Origin of the sequence: Desulfuromonas sp. CSMB_57 (assembly GCF_020194955.2) — a bacterium.
Lineage (GTDB): Bacteria > Desulfobacterota > Desulfuromonadia > Desulfuromonadales > Syntrophotaleaceae > JAFCIY02.
Genome location: NZ_JAFCIY020000002.1, coordinates 1 through 22,278 on the forward strand (window position 1 = coordinate 1; position 22,278 = coordinate 22,278).

The 22,278-nt window shown below is 50.5% G+C and carries 19 protein-coding genes; 16 read left to right on the plus strand and 3 right to left on the minus strand.

Annotated features, from left to right (window positions below; translation table 11 throughout):
- Positions 1 to 275 precede the first annotated feature (275 nt).
- The 4 genes from JQN68_RS01405 to JQN68_RS01420 all read left to right on the plus strand — a co-directional run bounded on the left by JQN68_RS01405 (position 276) and on the right by JQN68_RS01420 (position 5,335).
- A complete protein-coding gene (locus JQN68_RS01405; RefSeq protein WP_225073713.1) occupies positions 276 to 1,478 on the plus strand; it encodes an ABC-three component system protein in 1,203 nt (400 codons plus the stop codon).
- Positions 1,475 to 1,963 (plus strand): three component ABC system middle component, encoded by a 489-nt coding sequence (locus tag JQN68_RS01410; RefSeq protein ID WP_225073712.1) that lies wholly within the window; start codon positions 1,475 to 1,477, stop codon positions 1,961 to 1,963. Before JQN68_RS01405 ends, JQN68_RS01410 begins: the two co-directional genes overlap by 4 nt.
- Positions 1,960 to 3,909 carry a DUF3732 domain-containing protein gene (locus tag JQN68_RS01415; RefSeq protein WP_225073711.1) on the plus strand — a complete coding sequence of 650 codons (1,950 nt, stop codon included), beginning with the start codon at positions 1,960 to 1,962 and terminating at the stop codon, positions 3,907 to 3,909. The genes JQN68_RS01410 and JQN68_RS01415 overlap by 4 nt, the downstream gene beginning before the upstream one ends.
- Positions 3,910 to 4,081: 172 nt before the next feature.
- Positions 4,082 to 5,335, plus strand: a complete 1,254-nt coding sequence (locus JQN68_RS01420; RefSeq protein WP_225073710.1) for an ISL3 family transposase — start codon at positions 4,082 to 4,084, stop codon at positions 5,333 to 5,335.
- A 105-nt stretch (positions 5,336 to 5,440) separates the two neighbouring features.
- On the opposite strand, the gene JQN68_RS01425 is transcribed toward JQN68_RS01420, so the two are convergent.
- A complete protein-coding gene (locus JQN68_RS01425) occupies positions 5,441 to 6,511 on the minus strand; it encodes a glycosyltransferase family 9 protein (RefSeq protein ID WP_349632290.1) in 1,071 nt (356 codons plus the stop codon).
- Here JQN68_RS01425 and JQN68_RS01430 point away from each other — a divergent pair.
- The 10 genes from JQN68_RS01430 to JQN68_RS01475 all read left to right on the plus strand — a co-directional run bounded on the left by JQN68_RS01430 (position 6,459) and on the right by JQN68_RS01475 (position 17,720).
- Positions 6,459 to 7,214 carry a 3-deoxy-D-manno-octulosonic acid kinase gene (locus tag JQN68_RS01430; RefSeq protein WP_249620970.1) on the plus strand — a complete coding sequence of 252 codons (756 nt, stop codon included), beginning with the start codon at positions 6,459 to 6,461 and terminating at the stop codon, positions 7,212 to 7,214. The genes JQN68_RS01425 and JQN68_RS01430 overlap by 53 nt on opposite strands.
- Positions 7,215 to 7,367: 153 nt before the next feature.
- Positions 7,368 to 8,462, plus strand: coding sequence for a glycosyltransferase family 4 protein (locus JQN68_RS01435; RefSeq protein ID WP_249620971.1), 1,095 nt, complete (start codon positions 7,368 to 7,370; stop codon positions 8,460 to 8,462).
- Positions 8,463 to 8,656: 194 nt separating this feature from the next.
- Positions 8,657 to 9,733, plus strand: coding sequence for a lipopolysaccharide heptosyltransferase I (gene waaC, locus JQN68_RS01440; RefSeq protein ID WP_249620972.1), 1,077 nt, complete (start codon positions 8,657 to 8,659; stop codon positions 9,731 to 9,733).
- Positions 9,720 to 10,292: a D-sedoheptulose 7-phosphate isomerase gene (locus tag JQN68_RS01445; RefSeq protein WP_283775328.1), complete on the plus strand. Its 573-nt coding sequence runs from the start codon at positions 9,720 to 9,722 to the stop codon at positions 10,290 to 10,292. The genes waaC and JQN68_RS01445 overlap by 14 nt, the downstream gene beginning before the upstream one ends.
- A 40-nt stretch (positions 10,293 to 10,332) precedes the next feature.
- Positions 10,333 to 11,160: a lipopolysaccharide core heptose(I) kinase RfaP gene (gene rfaP / locus JQN68_RS01450; protein WP_225072301.1), complete on the plus strand. Its 828-nt coding sequence runs from the start codon at positions 10,333 to 10,335 to the stop codon at positions 11,158 to 11,160.
- An 885-nt stretch (positions 11,161 to 12,045) separates the two neighbouring features.
- Positions 12,046 to 13,143 carry a glycosyltransferase family 4 protein gene (locus tag JQN68_RS01455; protein ID WP_225072302.1) on the plus strand — a complete coding sequence of 366 codons (1,098 nt, stop codon included), beginning with the start codon at positions 12,046 to 12,048 and terminating at the stop codon, positions 13,141 to 13,143.
- Between the two features lie 69 nt (positions 13,144 to 13,212).
- A complete protein-coding gene (locus tag JQN68_RS01460) occupies positions 13,213 to 14,181 on the plus strand; it encodes a polysaccharide pyruvyl transferase family protein (RefSeq protein ID WP_225072303.1) in 969 nt (322 codons plus the stop codon).
- 11 nt (positions 14,182 to 14,192) lie between these two features.
- Positions 14,193 to 15,191, plus strand: coding sequence for a glycosyltransferase family 2 protein (locus JQN68_RS01465; protein WP_225072304.1), 999 nt, complete (start codon positions 14,193 to 14,195; stop codon positions 15,189 to 15,191).
- Between the two features lie 105 nt (positions 15,192 to 15,296).
- Positions 15,297 to 16,514: a Mur ligase family protein gene (locus JQN68_RS01470; protein WP_225072305.1), complete on the plus strand. Its 1,218-nt coding sequence runs from the start codon at positions 15,297 to 15,299 to the stop codon at positions 16,512 to 16,514.
- Between the two features lie 48 nt (positions 16,515 to 16,562).
- Positions 16,563 to 17,720: a hypothetical protein gene (locus JQN68_RS01475; RefSeq protein ID WP_225072306.1), complete on the plus strand. Its 1,158-nt coding sequence runs from the start codon at positions 16,563 to 16,565 to the stop codon at positions 17,718 to 17,720.
- A gap of 50 nt (positions 17,721 to 17,770) precedes the next feature.
- On the opposite strand, the gene JQN68_RS01480 is transcribed toward JQN68_RS01475, so the two are convergent.
- Both JQN68_RS01480 and JQN68_RS01485 read right to left on the minus strand, forming a co-directional pair.
- Positions 17,771 to 18,739, minus strand: coding sequence for a glycosyltransferase family 2 protein (locus JQN68_RS01480; RefSeq protein ID WP_225072307.1), 969 nt, complete (start codon positions 18,737 to 18,739; stop codon positions 17,771 to 17,773).
- A gap of 80 nt (positions 18,740 to 18,819) precedes the next feature.
- Positions 18,820 to 19,869 (minus strand): glycosyltransferase family 9 protein, encoded by a 1,050-nt coding sequence (locus JQN68_RS01485; RefSeq protein WP_225072308.1) that lies wholly within the window; start codon positions 19,867 to 19,869, stop codon positions 18,820 to 18,822.
- A gap of 321 nt (positions 19,870 to 20,190) precedes the next feature.
- Between JQN68_RS01485 and rfaE1 the strand changes: the two genes are divergently transcribed.
- Both rfaE1 and gmhB read left to right on the plus strand, forming a co-directional pair.
- Positions 20,191 to 21,663, plus strand: coding sequence for a D-glycero-beta-D-manno-heptose-7-phosphate kinase (gene rfaE1, locus JQN68_RS01490; RefSeq protein WP_225072309.1), 1,473 nt, complete (start codon positions 20,191 to 20,193; stop codon positions 21,661 to 21,663).
- Entirely contained in the window at positions 21,650 to 22,225 is a 576-nt protein-coding gene (gene gmhB / locus JQN68_RS01495; protein ID WP_225072310.1) for a D-glycero-beta-D-manno-heptose 1,7-bisphosphate 7-phosphatase, read from the plus strand. Before rfaE1 ends, gmhB begins: the two co-directional genes overlap by 14 nt.
- Positions 22,226 to 22,278: the final 53 nt, after the last annotated feature.

The following is a 22,278-nucleotide window of genomic DNA, read 5'->3' on the forward strand; positions in this document are numbered from 1 at the left end:
TGCCCTCGGGCTTCCTTCGGACCCCTCCTCACGGAGACGCCCTTGCCGTCGGCTAGTACTTTCGTGACCCCGTCTCCAGACGGGTTTGGATTCACCGTACAGGGGACTTGCACCCCATAAGTTCACGCCCATGCCGGGCGTACACCAGTCAATCCAGCGGACGGGGGAACTGCCATGGTTCACGAAAAATATCTACTAGACTCACGGTCGCTACGCCGCCGCTGATTTTTTCGTTGGGGGAGGAAAAATGAGAAGAACATTTCTGGTGATATTACATGTCTGCCATAACTGACAACTTTTCCGCTTGCGAACAGGCTCTCGGCTATCTCTACCAAGTCCGATATGCTCTATTGCAGATGATAAGGCTACCGGAAGAGACCGCTTGTTTCATTGAACGAGATGATGACCTTGACTTTACCGACCCTGAGGAAGGCCAGATTCTCGCCTCTCTCAAGCATAAGGCCCCTGGCGACCGCCTGACAGACCTGAGCCCGGACTTCTGGAAATCGGTGCGGATCTGGCTCACCCGGTTCAAAGCCGAAAAGCAAGCCGCCGATACACTCACCTTTTTCCTGTTCACTACCGGAACCGTCGCTGAAGGCTCGTTTCTAGAAAACTTCCTCCCCGGCAAAAGTAAACCCGACGACCTTGCCGCCACGGCAGATGCCATCTTGGGGATGACGACATCCAAGACCATCCTGAAGACCAAAGACCTGTTCAGTACACTCGACGCTGATGAAAAGGATGACTTCCTGGCGCGCATAACCATTTTTGATAACCAGGTCCGTATCGAAAACATTCCCGCTGCCGTCATGGACCGCATGCGTACGGTCCCCTCTGCATTCCGCCCCCCTGTCTACGAGCGCCTCGAAGGCTGGTGGGTAAACGTCGCCATCGAACTCATGACCGGCGGGCGAAGCGAACCAGCCCAAGGGCGGGAAGTTTCGGAGATGCTTGCGGCCATTGCGGATCAATTCAAGTCGGATAATCTTCCCATCGACTTTTTCGGCAAAGAGCCCCTGGAAGAGGTGAACCCCGACGCGGACGACCGTATGTTCGTTACCCAGTTACGAGCCCTCGGCCTGAAAACGGATCGGATTCGCCGGGCCATCCTCGACTATTACCGGGCCTTCGAGCAACGCGCTTCCTGGGCCAGGGAGCAGTTGACCCTTAACGGAGAAGTTGAGCAATATGACGACCGGCTCGTGGATGAATGGGACCGTTACCGGGCGATCCTCTGCGAAAGCCTCGACGATGACTGTTCCGAAGAAGCCTTGACCGCCACAGGACGCAATCTGCTGCACTGGGTGGAAACGAACGACAGCCCACGGTTTCGCATCAGGCGGGAGGTCACCGAGGCCTACGTGCTGATCGGTAGCTACCACATGCTGGCCAACGAAGCGCCGACACCACGTGTGCATTGGCACCCCCGGTTCATGCAGCGGCTGCAGGAAATCGTTGGAGCGGGGCAGTCATGAAGGCATGGGCAGAGAGACCGCGAGAGATCAGAAACCTGTTTAACCCAGCATTCTGCGGGGTCGTGCTGCTGCGCAGCCTGATGAGTTTTGAGGTCGCCCAACAGGAGGGAATGCCATTTTCCCTCTCCTTGCTGGTACTGCCGCTCAGTCTCCACAAGGTCAGCCGTGAGGCGATTATCAGCGGGACTCGCAGCTACCTTACCAGAGTTGTGGACGAGAACCCGGAAATTCTGGTCGGTCTGCCGGAGCGGGCCAGGAGCCTGCTGCCATATACCTTCGAAGCATGCGGGCTACTCATGCAACAGGGAGCAATCAGTATCAGCGCCGATGGCAGGATAACTGCGACGCGCGGTTGCCTTCGCAAGCAACTCTTCGGCACTGCCGAATCACAAGCGTGCCAGCAGGCAGCGCAGATTCTCGGCAGGAAGTTCGCCGCCATCGGCGACCGCGTGACAATCTACACTACGTTTGGAGTCCGTCCATGAAAATAGTCGCCATCATTGTCTACAGCCACTCCGGCAGCAAGCGAGTCCTTCTCTTCAATCCCGACGGCCTGAACATCATCACCGGCCGGTCATCAACCGGGAAATCGGCCCTGTCGGAGATCGTGGAATACTGCATGGGGCGGAGCACTTTCAATGTGCCGGAAGGGGTCATTCGGGACAAAGTCTCCTGGTACGGTGTGATTTACCAGTTTGCCGGCGAGCAAGTGCTTGTTGCCAAGCCATCGCCCGGCTCGGGTCACTCCAGTTGTTCCAAGGCCATGATCAGACGGGGGGCTGCATTGGCAGCGCCGGAGTTTTCCGAACTTGCCGCAAACTCTGACGACGATACGGTCGTCTCCCTGCTCAGCAATCTCCTCGGCATTCCTGAAAATCAGACCGATGTCCCCTTGCACCAAAGCAGAGCCAGTTACAGCGCCACCATCAAGCATACCTATTTTTACCTCTTCCAGAAGATCGGCATCATCTCCAGCAAGGAACAGCTCTTTTACCGGCAGAACGAAGATCATATGCAGCAGACGATCAAGGACACGCTCCCGATCCTGCTGGGTGTCGCTCCACAGGACCGGCTCGAAATCGAGTCGAAATTACGGGAGGCCCGCCGGGAACTGCGCATTCTGGAGAAAGCGATTGTCGAGGCCATGCAGTCCCGCCGGCAACTGAATACAAATGGGGTTGGCCTGCTGTCCGAAGCCAGACAGTTGGGCATAGTCAAACCGGACCGCGCCCCGGAAACCACGGAGGAGATACTCGATCTTCTAAGTGATGCCGTTAAGTGGAAACCGGCCACCGTGCCGGATGAGGATAGCGGCAGAATATCTGCTCTCGAAAACGAACTGTTTACACTCCGGGCTGAACGGAAGACCCTCAAGCAGCGGCTGGAGGCGGCACGGCTCTTTGCGGACAAGGGGGACGGTTTCAGCCGTGAGGCCGGCGAACAACAAGACCGCCTGGCATCCATCAACGCCCTGCCGCGTAATCCCCAAACCGGAGCATGGCAGTGGCCGTTTGCCGAAGAAAACCTGGGGATGGATTCGCCCATTGCAGCGGCGCTCCTGGCCGAGCTCCACTCACTCAACACCGAAATGGCACGAGTGACGGGAGAGCGGCCCCAGTTGCAGTCCTTCATAGCCGAACTTGACGGGGAGATTGCCGAGACCAACCGATTGATCAGGGACAAGGAACAGGAGCTTGCGTCGGCCATTGCCACCAATGAGGCCATTGCGCGACTAGGCAGCCTGAATAACGCCGCCGCGAAAGTCGTCGGCAGGATCAGCTATTTTCTCGATACCTTCAGCCCGGAAGCTGATGTTGCTGAATCGGAGAAGAGAAAGAGAGCGCTGCAACGCCGCATCGAAGAGTTGGAAAAGCAGTCGGGCGCCGATGACAGCAAGGAACGGCTTGCCTCAATTCTGAACATTATCTCCAGCAAAATCAGCAGCTATGCGAAGGAATTGCGGGCCGAGTTTTCCGAGTATAACTTCCGTCTCGACCTGGCCAATCTTACCGTGGTGGTGGATCGTCCGGACCGGCCCATCCCCATGCACCGGACCGGCGGCGGGGCCAATCATCTGGCCTATCACCTCGGGACACTGCTTTCCCTCCACCAGTTTGCCGCCGCTAATGGGCGGCCCATACCCCAATTCTTATTCCTGGATCAGCCGACACAGGTCTATTTCCCCTCGGAAACTGCCTACAAAGAAGCAGATGGTTCCTTTGAGCGAACAGAAGCCGACTCGGATGTTGAACGGGTTCGGACTTTGTTTGCGCTATTACACCGCTTTGTGACAGAGCTCTGTCCGGGGTTCCAGATCATCGTCACTGAGCATGCGAACCTTCGCGAGGAGTGGTTCCAGCAGGCGTTGGCAGAACAGCCATGGACAAAACCACCGGCCTTGATTCCGGAGGGTTGGCCGACTAGTCTTTAATCCATGAGAATCGAAATATTTTATGGCTCTTCAGCAGAATCTGTGGGTAGATCTCACCCCCCCCTTGTGAGCTGAGGGGTCATCGCGGTACCGAAAAAAAGAGCATCCCGTCTTCATGTCTGGCATTATGGGTTCCGACCAAGAAATCCATAACCGGACAGAGGAGAACGGGATGCTGCTTAAGTCTATCCTCAATCGGGTCCAGTTGCACAGAGGTTTTGTCTACGGGGCGGTCCGTTGGAGCGAAAGTCGGGGCCGCCGGGTCCTTGAGATTGAAATCCGGGCTCGGAAAGGAAGTCGGCCCACCTGTTCTGGTTGCGGCCGACGTGCTTCCGGGTATGACGTTCTTTCCAAGCGCCGCTTCGAGTTCGTTCCCCTGTGGGGCATCGCCGTATTCTTCCTCTACGCCATGCGCCGGGTTGCTTGCCCGCGCTGCGGCGTGAAGGTGGAAAGGGTGCCGTGGGCCGAGGGGAAGAACCATCTTACAACCACCTATGCGTGGTTCCTGGCCCGCTGGGCCAAGCGACTGTCTTGGAAGGAGGTCGGCGCCGTTTTCCAAACCTCTTGGGATAACGTCTTTCGCTCGGTGAAGATGGCGGTCGCCTGGGGACTGTCCCACCGCAACTTGGAGAACGTGACCGCCATCGGCATCGACGAGATCGCATGGAAGCGAGGACACAAGTATCTGACGCTGGTTTACCAGATCGATGCCGGTTGCCGGCGGCTGCTGTGGGTCGGCCAAGAGCGCACCCAGAAAACCTTGCGGCAGTTCTTCAAGGACTTCGGGCAAGAGCGTACCGCCCGGCTCACGTTTATCTGCAGCGACATGTGGAAGCCATACCTGCGCATTGTCGCTGAGGTGGCCGGTCAGGCGTTGCATGTGCTGGATCGCTTCCATATCATGACTCACGTTTCCAAGGCCATTGACCAGGTGCGGGCGAAAGAAGCCAAGGAACTCAAAGCCCATGGGCAACAGCCCGTCCTGACTGGTAGTCGCTGGTGTTTGCTCAAGCGTCCCGAGAATCTGAGCGAGACGCAGACGGTCAAGCTCAAGGAACTGCTGAAGCTGAACCTCAAGACCGTGCGGGCCTATCTGCTCAAAGAGGATCTCGGACGCTTCTGGCACTATAAGACTCCCGGGTGGGCCGGTCGGTTCCTGGATGATTGGTGCAAACGGACCATGCGTTCCCGACTGACTCCGATGAAGAAGGTTGCCCGCATGCTGCGCTCTCACCGGGGGTTGTTGCTCAACTGGTTTCGGGCCAAAGGCCGGGTTGCCTTGGGCGCCGTGGAGGGATTGAACAACAAGGCGAAAGTGACATCGAGAAAAGCATACGGTTATCGCAGCTTCGATGTTCTGAAAGTCGCCCTATATCATACACTTGGTGATCTTCCAGAACCGAAGGTCACCCACAGATTCTGCTGAAGAGCCACTTTTTGATTCCTTTATAGGTTCGGGCCGGTTCAAACCGACTGTTATTGGAGAAAGCGGACCGTTTCCCCCCCTTCTCAAGGATGAGCCTTAGGGAACTTATTTTTCCAGTATTTCGGCAAGCCTCTTTTCCACATCCGCAACGCGAATCAGGTTCATCGCATCCGGGTTTCGGACCCGTTTTCCCCAGCGAACCGCATCGCTTTCCTTCGCGAATTCCATCCTGACCGCTTCGGGGTATTTATTGACAGTGAACTGCCGGAAAAGGTAAGGTCCGGTACGTTCGGGATTTGAACTGGCATACAGCCCGATGACCGGAGTGCCGACGGCATTGGCCATGTGCGCCGGGCCCGTATCCGGGGCGACCACCACCTCGGCACGTTCCAGCACGGCCAGCAATTCCTTCAGGGTCGTACGGCCCACGGTATTGATGGGCTTGTTGGCCGCCTTGGCGGCAATGGCTTCGGCATATTCCCTTTCCGCCGCCGAAGGACCCCCGGTCAGAACGGTCAGCAGGCCGTATTGTCGTGCCGCATGATCGATGATTTGGGCATAGGACTGGATGTCCCAATTGCGCCAATTCCGGGATCGAACACTGGAGCATGGATTGATGGCCAGTACGCGACGGTCTTCCGGAATGTTTTTTGCCACGAAGTCTCTTGCCTGTTGTGGAATGGGGATGTTCCATGCCATAACAGTCTCTTGAAGACCCAGGGCGCGCGGAAATTCCAGAAAGCTGTCAAGCACATGTTGCCGTGTCCGGGCTGCAATCGAGCAATTGGTAAATAGCCATTGCAGGTTTTTGGCGCGGGCCCGATCAAAACCCAGGCGAACCGGCGCCTTGACGGCAAGGCTGGCCAGGCTGGCGCGCAGAGAAACCTGCATGTGCAACAGAACGTCGAATTGCCTGTTTCTCAATGAGGCAAAAAGGCTTCTGTAAGCAGACCAGCCAAGCTTTTTATCGAAAACAATGAATTCAACTCCCGGCAGATCGCCGATCAGACCCACTTCAGCCTTGCCGATTATCCAGGTGATGGCGGCCTGCGGCCAGTGATGCTGGAGGGTTCGTACCGTCGGCAGAACGTGGGTGACGTCCCCTATGGCAGAAAGTCGCAATATGCAGATGCTCTTGGGTGGAGCAGATAACGGTAGCAATATCGTTCCTCGCATCGAAAGATTGGACGGCGGCTACATCCTATATGATTCCAGCTTGCTTGCAAAGCCTTTCAGCGGACTCTTCAACGCGGCAACCCTGGCGGAGCGGGCCCTGTTGATGGAACCCACGGTGGGACGGGGCGGGGGGTATTTCCTCCGTTTCGGCAGCCAGGAATGGGTGTGGCGTCATTATCGGCGCGGCGGCGTCATGGCCAGGGTTTTTGAGGATGAATTCGCAGGCTGGCGTCTGGAGCATACCCGTTCATGGAAGGAGTGGCGCCTCCTGGCGGATTTATATGGTCGGAGCTTCCCGGTACCGCGCCCGGTCGCCGCGTTCGTCTCCAGAAAATTCGGATATTATCGGTGCGATCTCATCACCCAACGCATTGCCCCGGCCCAGAACCTTTCCGCACTGCTGGAAAAGAGCCCGCTTTCGACCGAGGTCTGGGCGGCTATAGGTGCCTGCGTGCGGCGCTTCCATGATGCCGGCATCTATCACGCGGATTTAAATGCCAACAATGTCCTGTTGGATGATGAGATGCGAGTTTACTTGATTGATTTTGACCGTAGCGGCCCGCGTAGGGGTGGTATATGGCAGAGAAAAAATATCGATCGGTTTCAGCGCTCCCTGCGGAAAATCGCCAAATTTACTCCTTCGTTCTATTTTGATGATGATGCCTTTCACTATTTCCTTGCTGGGTATGGAGCTGATTTTTAGAGAGGCCATAGTATTGATATCATTCGTTTTTTCTTTGATAGCTATTTAAAATCCATCCTTCGATGATAAAAGATTCCCGGTGGATTTCTGCAGGTCATATGTTTTAGAAATAAGCTTTTCGGTTGTGAACTCATCCGTTAAGGAGGATTTTGATTGAATATCTCATGTCTTGCTGTAGCCAGTTATAGTGATTTGCCCGAGACCAACCTTTTTATTGGCTTGCATCGCGCGGGCATTCGCTTGGTGGTAATGTGTCCGGCTGATGCGCCCAATCGCCATCTGCTGTTGGAGGCGGGAGTCCCGGTAGTGGATCTTTCCTTGAAGGGACGTTATGATCGCGCAGGCGTCGCTGCTATTGCCAAGCAAATTCATCAGCACAAACCGGATATCCTGCATGCATTCAACAATAAGACGGTTTCCAATAGCTTGCTGGCAAGTAAAGGGGTTCCGCTTAAGTTCATCGCCTATCGTGGCATAGTGGGGAATGTAAGTTACTGGGATCCGGCCTCGTGGACCACTTATTTACACCCCCGGGTAAATGTCATCGTGTGTGTCGCCGATGCCATTCGCCGTTATTTTCATGCCATGCGCTTTCTCGGATTGCCTTTTCCCGTGCGCAAGGCCCGCACCATCTACAAAGGGCATGATCCTTCCTGGTATACTGCCCAGGCTTCGGAGTTAGGCCAATTCGGCGTCCCGGAGAAGGCGTTTGTCATCGGTTGTACGGTCAACGACCGTCCCCGTAAGGGCTTGGAATATCTGGTTAAGGCCACTTATTTCCTGCCTTTGGACGCGCCCATTTATTGGTTGTTGATCGGAAAAATCGGCAACCCGAAGCTATCGAAAGTGATTGCCGGAAGCCCCAATGCAGACAAGATAAAGTTGCTGGGTTTCAGACGGGATGCGCCGGCTTTGATTAAGTCTTGCGATATTTGTATTCTTCCCTCGATAAAACGGGAAGGTTTGCCTAGAGCTATCATCGAGGGTATGATCCAAGGCGTCCCGGCCGTGGTTACCAATTCCGGGGGGAGTCCCGAATTGGTAGAGCAAGGCGTTTCCGGTCTGATAATACCGCCGAAATCTCCTGAAGCTATTGCCGAAGCGGTGATGACATTATATGAGAACCCTCACAAGGTCGCTGAAATGAAGTGCGCAGCCAAACAGCGCATCGTGCAGCATTTTAACGTGACTGATACAATCAGCCAGCATTTGGCCTTATATCAGGAACTGGTTGCAGGAAAGGGCTGATAATCCTTTTGCCGGATTTGAAATTCAATCATCCGATCGAAGAATGCCCTCCAAAGTGAAACCGATTACCGCAGGGCGGTATAAAAAAACAATGGAAATTTGGAAAGTTCACGACTTGGCCAGGTTATGCTGCTCTTTCGCAACGGCCCATTCAAGGAGTTCTTGGCGGCATTCATGCAACCGCCGGAGTTTTTATGCGAATTCTAATCGTCAAAATCAGCGCCTTGGGAGATGTCGTCCATTCTCTGCCGGTCTTGGCCTATATCAAGAAACTCCATCCGGAAGCTGAAATTGATTGGTTGGTAGAGGAGGGCCTGGCACCACTCCTCGAAGGGCATCCTTTATTGCATCGGGTGCATCGTCTGGGCTTCAAACGCTGGCGCCGTCAGGGGTTTATTGTTTTGCTGCGTGGTCTGCTGGAGATGGCACGTACCCTGCGGCGACAGCCCTACGATGTGGTACTCGACCTGCAGGGTAACTGCAAAAGTGGCTTGTTCACCCTGCTGTCCAAGGCACGGTTGCGGTACGGTTTTGCTCGCCACGGGGTGCGGGAGTGGCCCAATCTTCTGGCCACCAACCGGAAGGTGGTTTTGGGCGAAGCCGATCACCATATCAGCGACCGCTCCCTGGCCGTGGCGCGGGAAGCATTTCCCAGCGGTGGCAAAGCTCCTTTGGCCGGGCCGCTCCATGTCGATGAGGGTGCTGCCGCCCAAGTAGATCGGCAGCTGCATCAGGCCGGTTTTGATGGACAGCCGTTGCTTGTGTTACAGTACGGAACTACCTGGCGAACCAAGTTGTGGTCGCTGGACTACTGGCGGGAGTTGGTGCGCCGCCTGACTCTGGAAAACGGTTTTCGGCCGGTCCTCATCTGGGGCAACGATGAGGAACGGCAGGCGGCGGAATTGATTGCCGCGGCAAGCAACGGCCGTGCCGTCATCTGGCCGCGGGCTTCTCTTCAGGAGCTGGTGGCCCTGTTGCAGCGGGCCGCCCTGGTTGTGGGCGGCGATACCGGCCCAATCCATATTGCCGCGGCTCTGCAAAGACCCACCGTTTCCATTTTTCGCGCTACCGATGCCACGCGCAACGGACCGCGAGGCAAGGAACATATACGTCTGCAGGCGCCCATGCCTTGTGGACCCTGCCTGAAAAAGACTTGTCCGCAGGATGCGGAATGTGCCAGAAGCATCAGTGTAAGCCAAGTTCATGAAGCAGTATCGAAACTTTTGGCCTTTGGGTCCGGTTGCGGGAGAACGACAGATGAAGATAGATGATATACGTGCCAATTTTTTCGAACTGCAGGAAGCCTTTGCACAGTTGGCGGACCAGGTTGGCGACCAAATGCTCCAATGTGGGCAAGAAATTGTTCGGTCATTGCGGCAAGGAAAAAAGGTATTGGTTTTTGGCAATGGCGGGTCCGCCGCCGACGCCCAACATTTTGCTGCCGAGTTGGTGGGGCGTTTTTTAAAGGAACGACGGGGGTTGCCGGCAATTGCGTTGACTACTGACTCATCTATCCTTACCGCAGTGGGAAACGATTACGGATTCGACGAAATATTCAGCCGGCAGGTTGAGGCACTAGGCTGCCCTGGTGATGTGGTTATCGGTATCTCTACCAGTGGCAATTCAAAAAATGTCTATAATGCCTTGCGCGTCGGAAAAGAAAGAGGTTGTCTGGCCATCGGACTGTTAGGCAGAAATGGTGGCATGATTGCAGATATTGCGGATATTAATCTCATTGTTCCTGCATCGGCAACCCCGGTCATCCAAACGGCACATGGCGCCATCATTCATTTTTTATGTGGCTTGATTGAAAACGAGCTATTTGAATAACTACATGTTCCATTGAGTAGGCGGATGATCCGAGGCCCTGATGCATGAATTACATCTCGAGCCGCCTTTCGAGGCACTCTGGAAAGAGAGGGATCCCTTTATTGAGGTTGAAAAACTCCAGGGCGTCGTGTTTCGCGAGTTGGAGGCGCGTCGCACTTTGCGCACCGAAATTGAGGGTCGCGGCTATTTTGTAAAAATTCACCGTGGCGTAGGGTGGAGGGAGATTTGGAAAAATCTTGTCTACTTGCGCCTTCCAGTAATCAGCGCCCGGAATGAGTGGGAGGTCATTCAAAGGTTGCACAAACTTGGGATACCAACCATGCGGCCGGTCGCCTACGGTATTCAAGGTCGGAATCCGGCTAGCGTGCGATCCTTCATTATTACGGAGGACCTCGGTCACACAATCAGCCTGGAGGATTTTACCCGCAACTGGGTTGCCGAGCCCCCCCCGGTTTCTCTGAAACGGGCGTTGCTCGAGAGAGTTGCCGACATCGCCGGCAAAATGCACCAGGGCGGGATTAATCATCGTGATTTTTATCTCTGTCACCTTCTATTGCATACCGACCAACCCTTTCAGAATGACCAACTGAAAATTTCCCTGATCGATCTGCACCGAGCCCAATTGCGTTCACGAGTGCCACGGCGCTGGCGGAATAAAGACTTGGCCGGGCTGTATTTTTCTGCTCTGGATGCCGGATTGACCAAACGCGATCGCTTACGCTTTCTGAAGTGGTATTTTGGCGTCCCCCTACGGATGATCATGGCACAAGAGGCCGGGACTCTCTTGGCGCTTGAGAAAAAAGCAGCTCGTCTTAGGTCGCGTTTTCAGCGTAAATATGCTCCTTCTCTTAAGGATAACGACCTTTGATGATGATGCAGTTTTCGCCTTGGACCCCTCATGAAAAACTGTGATCCGTCATGGATTTGATTGTTGACAGCTCTTGGCGCCGCGTTTTAGGGGTGACTCCGACAGCCGGGCCATGGCTCTCCGATTTCCTGAAGGATCCGGAACTGGCCATTTCCCGAGGAGGGCCGCTAAAGCCATGCGACACCACCACAGCGGTAAAATTGGACCCTCATGGCCTTCAGGTGGTGAACAAGCGATATAATATTCAAAATCGGAGTAACCGCTTGAGCCGTTGTTGGAGGCCCCGTCGGGCCTGGAGGTGTTGGAAAGCGGCAAAGCACCTCAAAGAACTTGGCATAGCAACTCCGATGCCATTGGCTATGGGTGAAGAGCGTTGCGCCCCCTTGCGGAGTGGGGCATGACTGATGACGGAATATGTGGGTGGTGGACATCTTCACAAGCATTTTCCCCCATGGGGCCCACCGCACACGGTTCAGCGAGCGTTTCGCAATCAAAAACCTTTTTCGACGATTGGTTCAGGGCAAAATCAGTCACGGCGATATGAAAGGCACCAATCTGATTTGGTCCAACGAATCGGATCCGGCTAATAGATCTCGATGCCATGACGAAACACAGTGTGGATAGCGAAATTTCGGCTCTTCTGGAATAAAGATCGAAAACGGTTCCTGCGTAATTGGCTAAAGAAATCCGAACTTTACAAGTGGTTAGATGAATCCTTGCAGCACTGAATGAGTTTTCCAAGTAAAATCTTGTCTAGCGAACATTTAGAGTAACTATTTCAAAATGATTTTCATGGAGAGTTGGCAGTATAGCGACATCTAATCAATGAGATACGTATTTTGTATATTCAAATATTTTCCCTATGGGGGACTGCAACGTGATTTCTTGAAAATTGCACTGGAGTGTCAGCGACGTGGGCATCAAATAGCTGTATATACCCTGCAATGGCAGGCGGAAGTTCCGCAAGGTTTTGAAATAGAGATTATTCCTTCTCATGCCTTAACCAATGCCGGACGTTGCTTGCAGTTCGCAATGGCTGTAAAAAAGCGGTTGCAAGAATCACCGGCGGATTGTGTGATTGGTTTCAATAAAATCCCTGGCTTGGATATTTATTTTTGCGGAGATTCCTGCTTCGTAGCCCGGGAAAAATATAAAAAAAATTTCCTTTCTCGATTTGGATTTAGATATCTCATCTATTCTGCCTTGGAAAGGGCGGTTTTTGAAAAAGCCTCAAAAACTAAAATATTGACTCTGACCGCGTCGGAAAAGAAAAAATACCAATATTATTATCAAACTTCGGAAGAGCGGTTTCATCAGGTGCCCCCCGGAATCACCTGTGATCCAATGGACATGGAGAGAGTTCAAAAATCACGGGATGCCTTTCGTCACGAAATGAACATTCCGGAAGGAACATGTTTACTTTTAATGGTTGGGTCGGGATTTCAGACCAAAGGCCTTGACCGCAGTTTGTTGGCGTTCGCTTCGCTGCCTAATGAGTTGCGTAAGAAGTGTTTGCTATGGGTGGTTGGTGAGGGGACCGAAAAACCATTCGTACGGATGGCGCAGGAACTCGGTGTTGATGGCCAGGTGATGTTTTGGGGGCCGAGATCTGATGTGTTCAGGTTCATGTCGGGGGCCGATATTCTATTGCATCCTTCCTACCATGAATTGGCAGGAATGGTATTGCTGGAAGCCATGGCGGTTGGATTGCCGATTCTGGTATCCGATGTATGCGGATATGCGTTTCATGTTGCCAAGGCAAAGGCCGGCCTATTAATTTCGTCACCGTTTAAACAAAAAGAAATGAATGAAATATTAGAAAACATGTTGCGGATGTATAAAAATTCCAGTTGGAAGGTAAATGGAATGTCATATGTCGGCGAAAATGATTTTACCTCCCTGCCCGAAAAGGCGGCGGATATCATAGATTCATTTTCCAAGTATCATCGTAGATACGCTGATTGTAAAAAATTCTCTCACTAAATTAGAAAAAACTCAGTCTATGGTAAAATTAAAAGAGAATTGCTTTCTATTTAAATAAGAACAAGACTCATGGACAATTCAGGCAGGCTACTAAATATAAAAAATATAATAAAAAATAGTCTAAGTTCAGTGATATGCAATGATTATGTATTTCTTGACTTGCCTTATTATTCAAATATTGGTGACTCGCTAATTTGGAAGGGGACTGAATCGTTCTTGGCAACCCTTCCATATACATGCATATATAGAGCATCTATTGAAACGTATATACCACCTGATATCGATAAAGATGTGATTATTTTATTGCATGGTGGTGGCAATTTTGGAGATCTATGGCGTAGGCACACCGAATTTGTTTTAAAGATTGTTGAAAGATTTTATGATAATAGAATAGTTATCCTTCCTCAAACAGTTCACTATCAAGATCAAACTGTAATGATGGAAGACGCCTTGAAGTTAAGCATGCATCCCAGATTGAGCATTTGTGCAAGGGATTCCGTGACTAAAAAGCTTCTGGAAAAATACTTTAGTAATCAAATTTTACTTGTTCCAGACATGGCATTTTTTATTTTTCCGAAAAAAAATTCAGTTTGTAAAAACAAAAATTTCGATAAGACCTTATTATTGTTCAGGAGAGATAAGGAACTGCGGATTTTTAATGCTTTTGAAACGTTAAGAAAGCAAAACAATAATGACGAAAAAGATTGGCCTGGAATGGAAAAAAAGCTTTTTTGTACAAAAATTCTTTCCAGGCTAATTAAAATTAGAAATAAGATTAAAAATAAAGTAGTCGTATTATATTTATCAAAGTTTATTGACTGGTATGCTCTAAAAATTCATATGCCGAGACTTTATAAAATTGGATTGAAGTTTATAAATAGCTACGAAAAAATATATTCAACACGACTCCATGGCGCAATCATGGGAATTTTATTGAAAAAACATGTTGTAATTTTTGACAATTCATATGGAAAAAATAAATCTTTTTATAATACTTGGCTTAATGGTTTTGAGTCTACCTATTTGGTAGAAAAATGAGATGTTAAAGCATGAAAGTTTCCGTTGTTGTTCCTGTTTATAGGGTTGAACCGTATATAAGGCGCTGTTTTGCATCGATATTAGTGCAAACATATACAAAATTGGAGTGCATTTTTATCGATGATGGGTCTCCGGATAATTGTTACTCAATTCTGAAAAATTTAATTGCAGATTATTGTGGTCCCATAGAATTAAAGTTGATAAAACATGAAAAGAATATGGGGTTGTCGGTTGCGCGAAATACAGGGACGTTAGCCGCATCCGGAGATTATATTTTTTACCTAGATAGCGATGATGAAATTTCCGTAAATTGCATCCATGATTTAGTCGAATTGGCGCTTAAATATCCCGGTGTTGAAATTGTACAGGGAAATACCAAAACGGTTCCGTTGCAAAGCAATGATTGGCGGAATATAAGGCTTAAACAATTTCCTGAATATGTAGATGATTTAAAATGGATAGAAAAACATTGTTTTTCAAACCCAAAAATTCCAGTAAATTCATGGAACAAATTGATTTGTAAGAGATTTATTCTGAATAACAATCTATATTTTTATGAAAATATCGTGCATGAAGATGAACTTTGGATGTTTTATGTATCAAGAAATCTTACCCGTATCTGTTTTACTGGAAAGGTTACATATATACATTATATAAATGCACATTCGATAATGCAAAGTTCGAATAATTATAAAAAAATTTATTCATTTTTCAAGATTATCGAACACTTGATGGGTGCAGGAACGGAGCAATTATCGGGCCTGGAACGGCAGTATATCCTAAAGTCGTTAAGAAGTAATATGATTAAGGTGAATGTTGCAAACAATGAAAAAGAACTTTTATCACTCTATAGAAATTTAGCTAAAAAAATTTTAGTTTTTTCATTGAGGAACTTCTTGATATTTGATTCTCTAGCAGTAGGTATTTTTCTTCTGCCAAGGTTCTTTTATTGTAGCTATTTTGGAAAAAAATTATCAAAAAATATCATTAAGGTCGTGCCTTTTTTTTAGTTATGAACTTATTTTTAAAGTTCACGGCATTTTTCTAAACCTTTTTTGTGTATCCGGTTTTTGGTATGTTTTTCAAAATTAATTGGCAAATAAGGGATTTTTTTGATGGGACTGAAAAAAATCATCAGGTTTTGTCTTAAGTTATGGAAGAGTCTATGGACCGCATTTCGTCGTTTTTGGTTTCTTTTTGGTGCGGATATTATTTCTGTTACAGGTAGTTGTGGCAAGACGAGTACGACCTTTTTTTTATCAAAGATTCTCTGTGACCAGGCGCCTTGCTATGTGGGTATAAGAGAGAACAGTGCAAAGACTATTAAGAATAAACTTCGTAAAATTCGCACTCCCTATCGTTTCTATCTTCAAGAGTCCGGCATAGCCTATCCTGGTGATATGAAAAAGATTGTTTCTAATTTGCGTCCAAATGTTGGTGTCGTTACGACAATTGGAAGAGATCATCACACAAGCTTTAGAACGCTGGAAGGTACCGCGGCTGAAAAGGGTATTTTGATTGAATCTTTGCCGAGGTCTGGGGTCGCTGTGCTGAATGCGGACGATCCTTATGTGATGGGAATGAGGGGAAACACCAGGGCAAAGGTGCTGACCTATGGTTTGTCTGATGGCGCTGATGTTCAGGGAAGTGAAATTCATTCTGCATGGCCGAACCGTCTTTCTCTCTCTGTAAGGTATAAAGGAGAAATCGTTCGAATCGAAACGGGTCTGTTTGGTGATCTACTGGTCATTTCACTTTTGGCGGCGATTGCGGGAGGCCTGGCTCTCGGCGTTTCTCTTGAGCAATGTGCCATTTCTCTGCAGGGCGTTGAGTCATTTCCGGCGCGCCTTTCCATACATCGCAGTATGCAGGGGGGCTGGATTATTAAGGATACGGTCAAGGCGCCTTTTTGGAGCGTGGAACAGGTACTTCTTTTATTCAAGGACGCCGTCGCACCACGAAAAACGATCTTTTTGGGTTCATTTTCCGATACGCCGGGTTCGGATTCCAATAAGTATCGTCGGATGGCCAGGGTGGCCTTGGACGTCGCGGATCGAGTTGTCTTTGTGGGCGGAAAAGCTGGTTATGTCAAAAAAATGCAGGATCCTTCGCTGGATGGGCGACTTTTTGTTTTTGAATCTCATCGGGAGGCCTGTTGGTTTTTAGCTTCCGACATGATTGAAAATGAACTTGTTTTATTAAAATCTAATGTTAATTCTCATCTCGAAAGGCTAGTTTGCGGACAATATTCAGGGTTCAATTGCTGGAAGGATTCCTGTGAAAAACAAATTGACTGCGAAGAGTGCTCTGAAAGTGGGTTGACACATGGTTAATACTTATTTTTTATTTTCCTATTCAACTTATTATACGTATTGAATATTATGAAAAAAAAATCCTTTCTATTTGGTAGGATCGTTAAAAATATTCGCCTAGCTAAAATTAGGTTGCTTAAAACTCCAATTTTCATTGAATCTGGAAAAATCACAGAAAATTCGGTTTCTTTTTTAATTGAAAGGGATGGACTAAAAGAAAAATTATATTTGAAATCAAATCATGTGCGTTTTCAAAATAGCCCTGATGTACCATTATTGATAGTATTGCTTCAGGCAATGAAGAGGAAAAGGAACATTTTTATCAGGGAAACCATCTCTAATGGTTTGATTGTTAATTTAATCCGTTATATGGATATATTCTGCACTTGGCATTCTTCTTATCGACCCATTAAAATCCATGTCAATAACCCCCCTGGTCAATTTGAAAAAAACTCTTTCGAAAAATCACGGCGAGTAGGGGCGTTTTTTAGCGGCGGGGTCGATTCCTTTTATACCTTTTTTAAGCACAAAGATGAAATCACCGATTTGATTTTTGTGCATGGCTTTGATGTCCCATTGAGTTCGGTGGAACTGCGTCAGCAAATTCGCGAAATGGGTTCAAAAGTGGCCGCCGAATGGGGAAAAAGGTTTGTTGAAATTGAAACCAATGCCCGTGATATTCTTAAAGGGTGGGGACATTGGGGTTTTCATGCGCATGGCCTTGCGTTGGGCACGGTTGCCAGATCCCTTTCCGGTAGTTTTCAAAAAATTTTTATTGCCAGCAGTACTTCCATAGATCAATTAAGGCCGTGGGGCTCACATCCGGAATTGGATAATCTGTTGGGGGATAGGACAATAGAGATCATCCATGATGGAGTGCAAAAACACAGAAACGAAAAAATTGAATATAGTGTCTCTTATCCTTTTTTCCTGGAAAATCTGCGGGTTTGCTATATAAATCCGGGTGAAGCCTATAATTGTTGCGAATGTGAAAAATGCTTGAGGACCATGACTACTCTTTATGCGTTGGGGTGTCTCGGTAAAGCCATACGTTTTCCCAAGCCGTTAAATGCCCGGATGATAAGTAGGTTGGAATTGTCCGATGCTGGTCAAATTTCCTTTGTTAACTATGCAATAGCTAATTTACAACTTTTGAGGGAACATGGGATGGAAAATTCCGAAGTCTACAACGCTTGGCATGACCTTCTGGCTAGATACGGACATTAAGAATTCCGGTAAAAATAGATATAATATTGATTATCTTCTTTTTTTCATTTTCAACTTTTCCTTGGTACGCCTTTTTTTCTAGAAAGTCGCTTATTTTTGTTAAGGTCATATTCTTTATAAAGGAAATGTTTTCCAAATATCCCAGTTAGTTGTCCAAATTTGGAATATATTTTATATTTTAATAGAAAGTATGCATCAATTGACCAAGCTCTGACAAAAAGCATGGATGCCAGGCACCAAAATATTTGAATTGACTTTGAAAATCCCCAAAATAATTTCCGCGCTACTGAATATTTTCGGACGAAAATTCGACTATAGCCTTGTCCCTTGCGAAAGGACCGTAGGAGAATCCATTTTTCTGTAAGGCGGTTTTGTGGGATTTTTTCATAGACTATGGCCTCATCGCATGCGATGAGTTTTTTGCCGGAACAATATAGGCGGTAAAAAAATTCGGTATCGCTGCCCCCTGTCAAAGCAAATGTCGGATCGAATTCTTCCCGAGGTTCATCTAAAGCTCGCGTGCGAATCATCACATTGTTTGTGGCCCCGGTTTTGAGCAATGTTCCTGTGCCGAACCTCTTCGTTTTAAAGCAAGGATTGGTTCTAGCCCAAGTTGGCGCATTGTCAGGCAAAAGACTGACAACAGGACCGAAAACCACGTCCGCCTGGTGTTCTATCATTGCCTTATACATTGTTGCCAGCCAATTTTCAGCCACTGTCTCGTCGTCGTCAATGAAGGCAAAATAGTTCGCGCTGACCTTCCGGATAGCCCTGTTGCGGACAAATGAAATGCCCTTTTCCGGCTCCATGTCATAATCAATCTGAAAAGACGACAATCTTTGGTGGGCCTCCACTATGGGGTACGCGCTTTTGTCGGTGTCGTTATCGACAATTATTATGCGAATTATAAAATTTTCAATGGAAACTTGATTTTCCAGAGATTGAAGAAGCTCTTTGAGCATTTCCGGTCTTTGACACGTGCCAATGCAGATGTCGATGGGTGTTTTTTCTAGTGACATTTAAAACCTGTAAATTCCCGTTTCAGGGTTCTTGTTTCATTAAATGGATGGTGCCAATGTCGTGGCGGACCAGATATGTGTCAGGCGAGCATATCGTGCATTTTCTTGATGACCATATCCGGGGTGATAAGGTCCATGCACTCAAGGTTGCGGACACAAAACCCTTTGGCGCAATCCGAACACCGGTCTTTACCCCGCAAAACCACCGCCTTTTCTGACAGAGGCCCCCATATGGTCACATCCGTCGGCCCATAAAGGGCCAGAACCGGAATGCCTGTAATGGCCGCGAGATGCATGGGGCCGCTATCGTTTCCGACGAATAGTGTCGCTCGCTGAAATAGTTCCACCAGCTCCTGGAGCGAAAGCTGTTCTGTGAGATCGAGGGCTTGCAATTTCATGCAGGAGCGGATTTCGTCAACTTTCTTGCGTTCTTTTTTAGTGCCCAACAGCACCGCCTGGTAGCCGTTGGCAATCACCCAGTCCGCAACTTCGGCGAAGCCCCTTGAAGACCAGATTTTGTACTCCTTGCTGCCACCGGGATGGATGCACACCACCGGCCTGCCGTTCAGTCCCTTGTCGGTCCAGAATTGGTGTGCCTCTTGAGTTGAGCGCGGCGGACAAGCTAAAGGCACGATTCGAGGCGAAACAGCCATTCCCAATTTTTTCGCGATGTCCGATACCACGCTAAAGTAGGCATGCAATTGATGACGCTGTCGGGAAGCGGGAGTTTTCCAATTGTAGGCGAAGGGCCGCTTGGCGGCTTCGCTCCCGATTCGGGTTCTTGCACCGGAGAGCATGGTCATGACCCCGGAAACACGGCCATTTTTCAAATCGACCACCCATTCCGGTTTGGTAGCCCTGATATTCCGGATGAATTGTGCGAACAGCAGCAGTTTTCGATCCAACCGGGCGTTGATGAGGTCTTTGCGCGGATAGGTGATTACTTGGTCGGGAGGAACGACCGTTTCTGCAATGGATCGATAGGGAGCGTCGACGGCCAGGTAGTGGCGGCTCTCTGGAAAAAGTTCCTGTAATGCCCGGATCGCGGGAATTGAGATGAGCAAATTGCCGAGATGTTCTTCCGGGTGAAGGATCAGGATCGAAGAGGCCGAGGGCCATGCTTGAACCATTACTATACCCTTTTGCGAGTTGCAGACTTTTTGGGTCAACTGTCAGGCCTTTTGTCCAGATAGCCGAGCCAGGCAATACCATAATGGCCGCCTTGCTCCCCAAGGCACGGATAGGATGGCAGCAGGATCTCCGAATTGCTTCTTCAAATTGGTCCTGTCATTGCGGTCGCCTTGGTAAGATATTGCATATCTTTGGCGGATATGGTATGCGCAGTGGCGCAGCGATTCTTGTTGGTTTCGGCGCGAGCCAAAAATCACCAACCTAAAAAGACGGCTTCTTATTAAGCCGATTGATTTTAGCTTTTGAAAGTGAAGATGTCCATGGATCAGATACAGATGGAAAATTTTCTCGACCGCCTGCCGGAACTTCGGGTGCTGGTAATCGGCGACCTGATGCTGGATGAATATGTCTGGGGGCGCACCGAGCGCATTTCTCCCGAGGCCCCGGTACAGGTGGTGGACGTGGTGCGCGAGGATATCCGCCTCGGCGGGGCCGGCAACGTCATCAACAACCTGGTGACCCTGGGTTGCGAGGTGCATGTCGCCAGCGTCCTGGGGGATGGTCAGGACGGCCTCTGGCTGCGGCAGTGTCTGGAGGAGAAGGGGGTGGGGACGGCCGGTCTGCTGTTCGATGCCCTGCGCACCACCAGTCGTAAGACCCGCATTCTGGCGGCGCACCAGCAGATGCTGCGCATCGACCGGGAAAGCCGAGAGCCCATCAGCGCCGCGCAGGAAGAGCAGTTGGCCGACTTTGTGCGGCGCCATGCCGGGGAGTTTCAGGCCATCCTGGTATCCGACTATCTCAAGGGCGTGCTCACCGAAGGTCTGCTGCAGGCGGTCATCGCCATCGGCAAGGAGCGCGGCCTGCCGGTGGTCATCGATCCCAAGGGGCGGGATTACCGCAAGTACCGCGGCGCGACCCTGCTGACACCCAATCGCAAGGAAACGGAAACCGCTTCGGGGGTATCCATCGTCGATGAGGAATCCCTGCATCGGGCCGCGCGGACCCTCATGGAGCAGGTCGAGTTGGAAACCCTGATGGTGACGCGCAGCGAGGAGGGGATTTCCATTTTTTCCCGGGACGGCGGCGACGTGCATCTGCCTACGGAGGCGCGGGAGGTCTTCGACGTGACCGGCGCCGGCGATACGGTCCTGTCCCTCATCGGTGCCGGTCTGGGCGCCGGCCTGGCCATCGAGGACGCGGCCCGATTGGCCAATCTGGCGGCGGGCATCGTGGTCGGCAAGGTCGGCACTTCGACGGTGACCGTCGAGGAGTTGCGCCAAGCCATCGCCCTGCGCGGCCAGGAGGTGGACGCCAAAATCAAGGGGCGCGAAGAACTGAAACACCTGCTGGAGGTGGAACGCCGGCGCGGCAAGACCATCGTCTTCACCAACGGCTGTTTCGATTTGCTGCACGTCGGGCATGTCAAATATCTGCAGCAGGCCCGACGCCTGGGGGATATGCTGGTGCTGGGGCTCAATTCCGATGCCTCCATCCGGCGTCTGAAAGGTCCCAACCGGCCGCTGATCAGCGAGCATGAGCGGGCCCATATTCTGGCCGCCCTGAGTTGCATCGATTACCTGGTGGTCTTTGACGAGGATACGCCCCTCGAACTCCTCGGTCTGCTCAGGCCCGACATTCTCGCCAAGGGCGCCGATTACACCCCGGATACGGTGGTCGGTCGCGATCTGGTGGAAAGCTACGGCGGGCGCGTCGAGTTGGTGCCCCTGGTGGACGGGCGTTCCACCACAAACATCATCGAGCGCATCCTGGACCGCTATGAAAAGGGCTGAGGGGCTCCGCCGGGCGGTGTTCCTCGATCGGGACGGCACCATCAACGTCGAGCGCGACTACCTGCACCGCATCGAGGATTTCGCTTTCATTCCGGGGGTGCCCGACGCCATCCGGCGTCTCAACGAGGCCGGCTTCCTGGTGCTGGTGGTGACCAATCAGTCCGGCGTGGCACGCGGATTTTTCACCATGGCGGATGTCGACGCACTGCATCGGCACATGGCAGCCGGGCTCAACGCAGCCGGCGCGCACATCGACGGCTATTATGTCTGCCCCCATCACCCCACAGTCGGCCAAGACCCATTGCAAAATGAGTGTTCCTGTCGCAAAGGCGAGCCCGGCCTGCTCCTGCAAGGGGCGGCCGAGCATTGCATCGATCTGTCTCGTTCCTTCATGGTGGGGGACAAGGCCGCCGATCTGACGGCGGGACAGCGGGCCGGATGCACCCCGTTGCTGGTGCTGACCGGCTACGGCCGGGAAACGGCCGCCAATCCGGAGTTTCTGAACGTGCCCCGCTTCCCCAGCCTGGTCGAGGCGGTGGAGTTTATTCTAGAATCAGGCTGAAGACTGAAGACTGAAGGCTTGAAAAGCAGGCTGAAGACTGAAGGCTTGAAAAG

Coding starts and splice junctions, on each gene's coding strand:
- JQN68_RS01410 (WP_225073712.1), top strand. CDS start 1,475: ATGAAGGCATGGGCAGAGAGACCGCGAGAGATCAGAAACCTGTTTAAC.
- JQN68_RS01430 (WP_249620970.1), top strand. CDS start 6,459: ATGCAGATGCTCTTGGGTGGAGCAGATAACGGTAGCAATATCGTTCCT.
- JQN68_RS01445 (WP_283775328.1), top strand. CDS start 9,720: ATGAAGATAGATGATATACGTGCCAATTTTTTCGAACTGCAGGAAGCC.
- JQN68_RS01480 (WP_225072307.1), bottom strand. CDS start 18,739: ATGTCACTAGAAAAAACACCCATCGACATCTGCATTGGCACGTGTCAA.
- JQN68_RS01415 (WP_225073711.1), top strand. CDS start 1,960: ATGAAAATAGTCGCCATCATTGTCTACAGCCACTCCGGCAGCAAGCGA.
- waaC (WP_249620972.1), top strand. CDS start 8,657: ATGCGAATTCTAATCGTCAAAATCAGCGCCTTGGGAGATGTCGTCCAT.
- JQN68_RS01405 (WP_225073713.1), top strand. CDS start 276: ATGTCTGCCATAACTGACAACTTTTCCGCTTGCGAACAGGCTCTCGGC.
- JQN68_RS01485 (WP_225072308.1), bottom strand. CDS start 19,869: ATGGTTCAAGCATGGCCCTCGGCCTCTTCGATCCTGATCCTTCACCCG.
- JQN68_RS01475 (WP_225072306.1), top strand. CDS start 16,563: ATGAAAAAAAAATCCTTTCTATTTGGTAGGATCGTTAAAAATATTCGC.
- JQN68_RS01465 (WP_225072304.1), top strand. CDS start 14,193: ATGAAAGTTTCCGTTGTTGTTCCTGTTTATAGGGTTGAACCGTATATA.
- rfaE1 (WP_225072309.1), top strand. CDS start 20,191: ATGGATCAGATACAGATGGAAAATTTTCTCGACCGCCTGCCGGAACTT.
- rfaP (WP_225072301.1), top strand. CDS start 10,333: ATGCATGAATTACATCTCGAGCCGCCTTTCGAGGCACTCTGGAAAGAG.
- JQN68_RS01425 (WP_349632290.1), bottom strand. CDS start 6,511: ATGCGAGGAACGATATTGCTACCGTTATCTGCTCCACCCAAGAGCATC.
- JQN68_RS01420 (WP_225073710.1), top strand. CDS start 4,082: ATGCTGCTTAAGTCTATCCTCAATCGGGTCCAGTTGCACAGAGGTTTT.
- gmhB (WP_225072310.1), top strand. CDS start 21,650: ATGAAAAGGGCTGAGGGGCTCCGCCGGGCGGTGTTCCTCGATCGGGAC.
- JQN68_RS01470 (WP_225072305.1), top strand. CDS start 15,297: ATGGGACTGAAAAAAATCATCAGGTTTTGTCTTAAGTTATGGAAGAGT.
- JQN68_RS01460 (WP_225072303.1), top strand. CDS start 13,213: ATGGACAATTCAGGCAGGCTACTAAATATAAAAAATATAATAAAAAAT.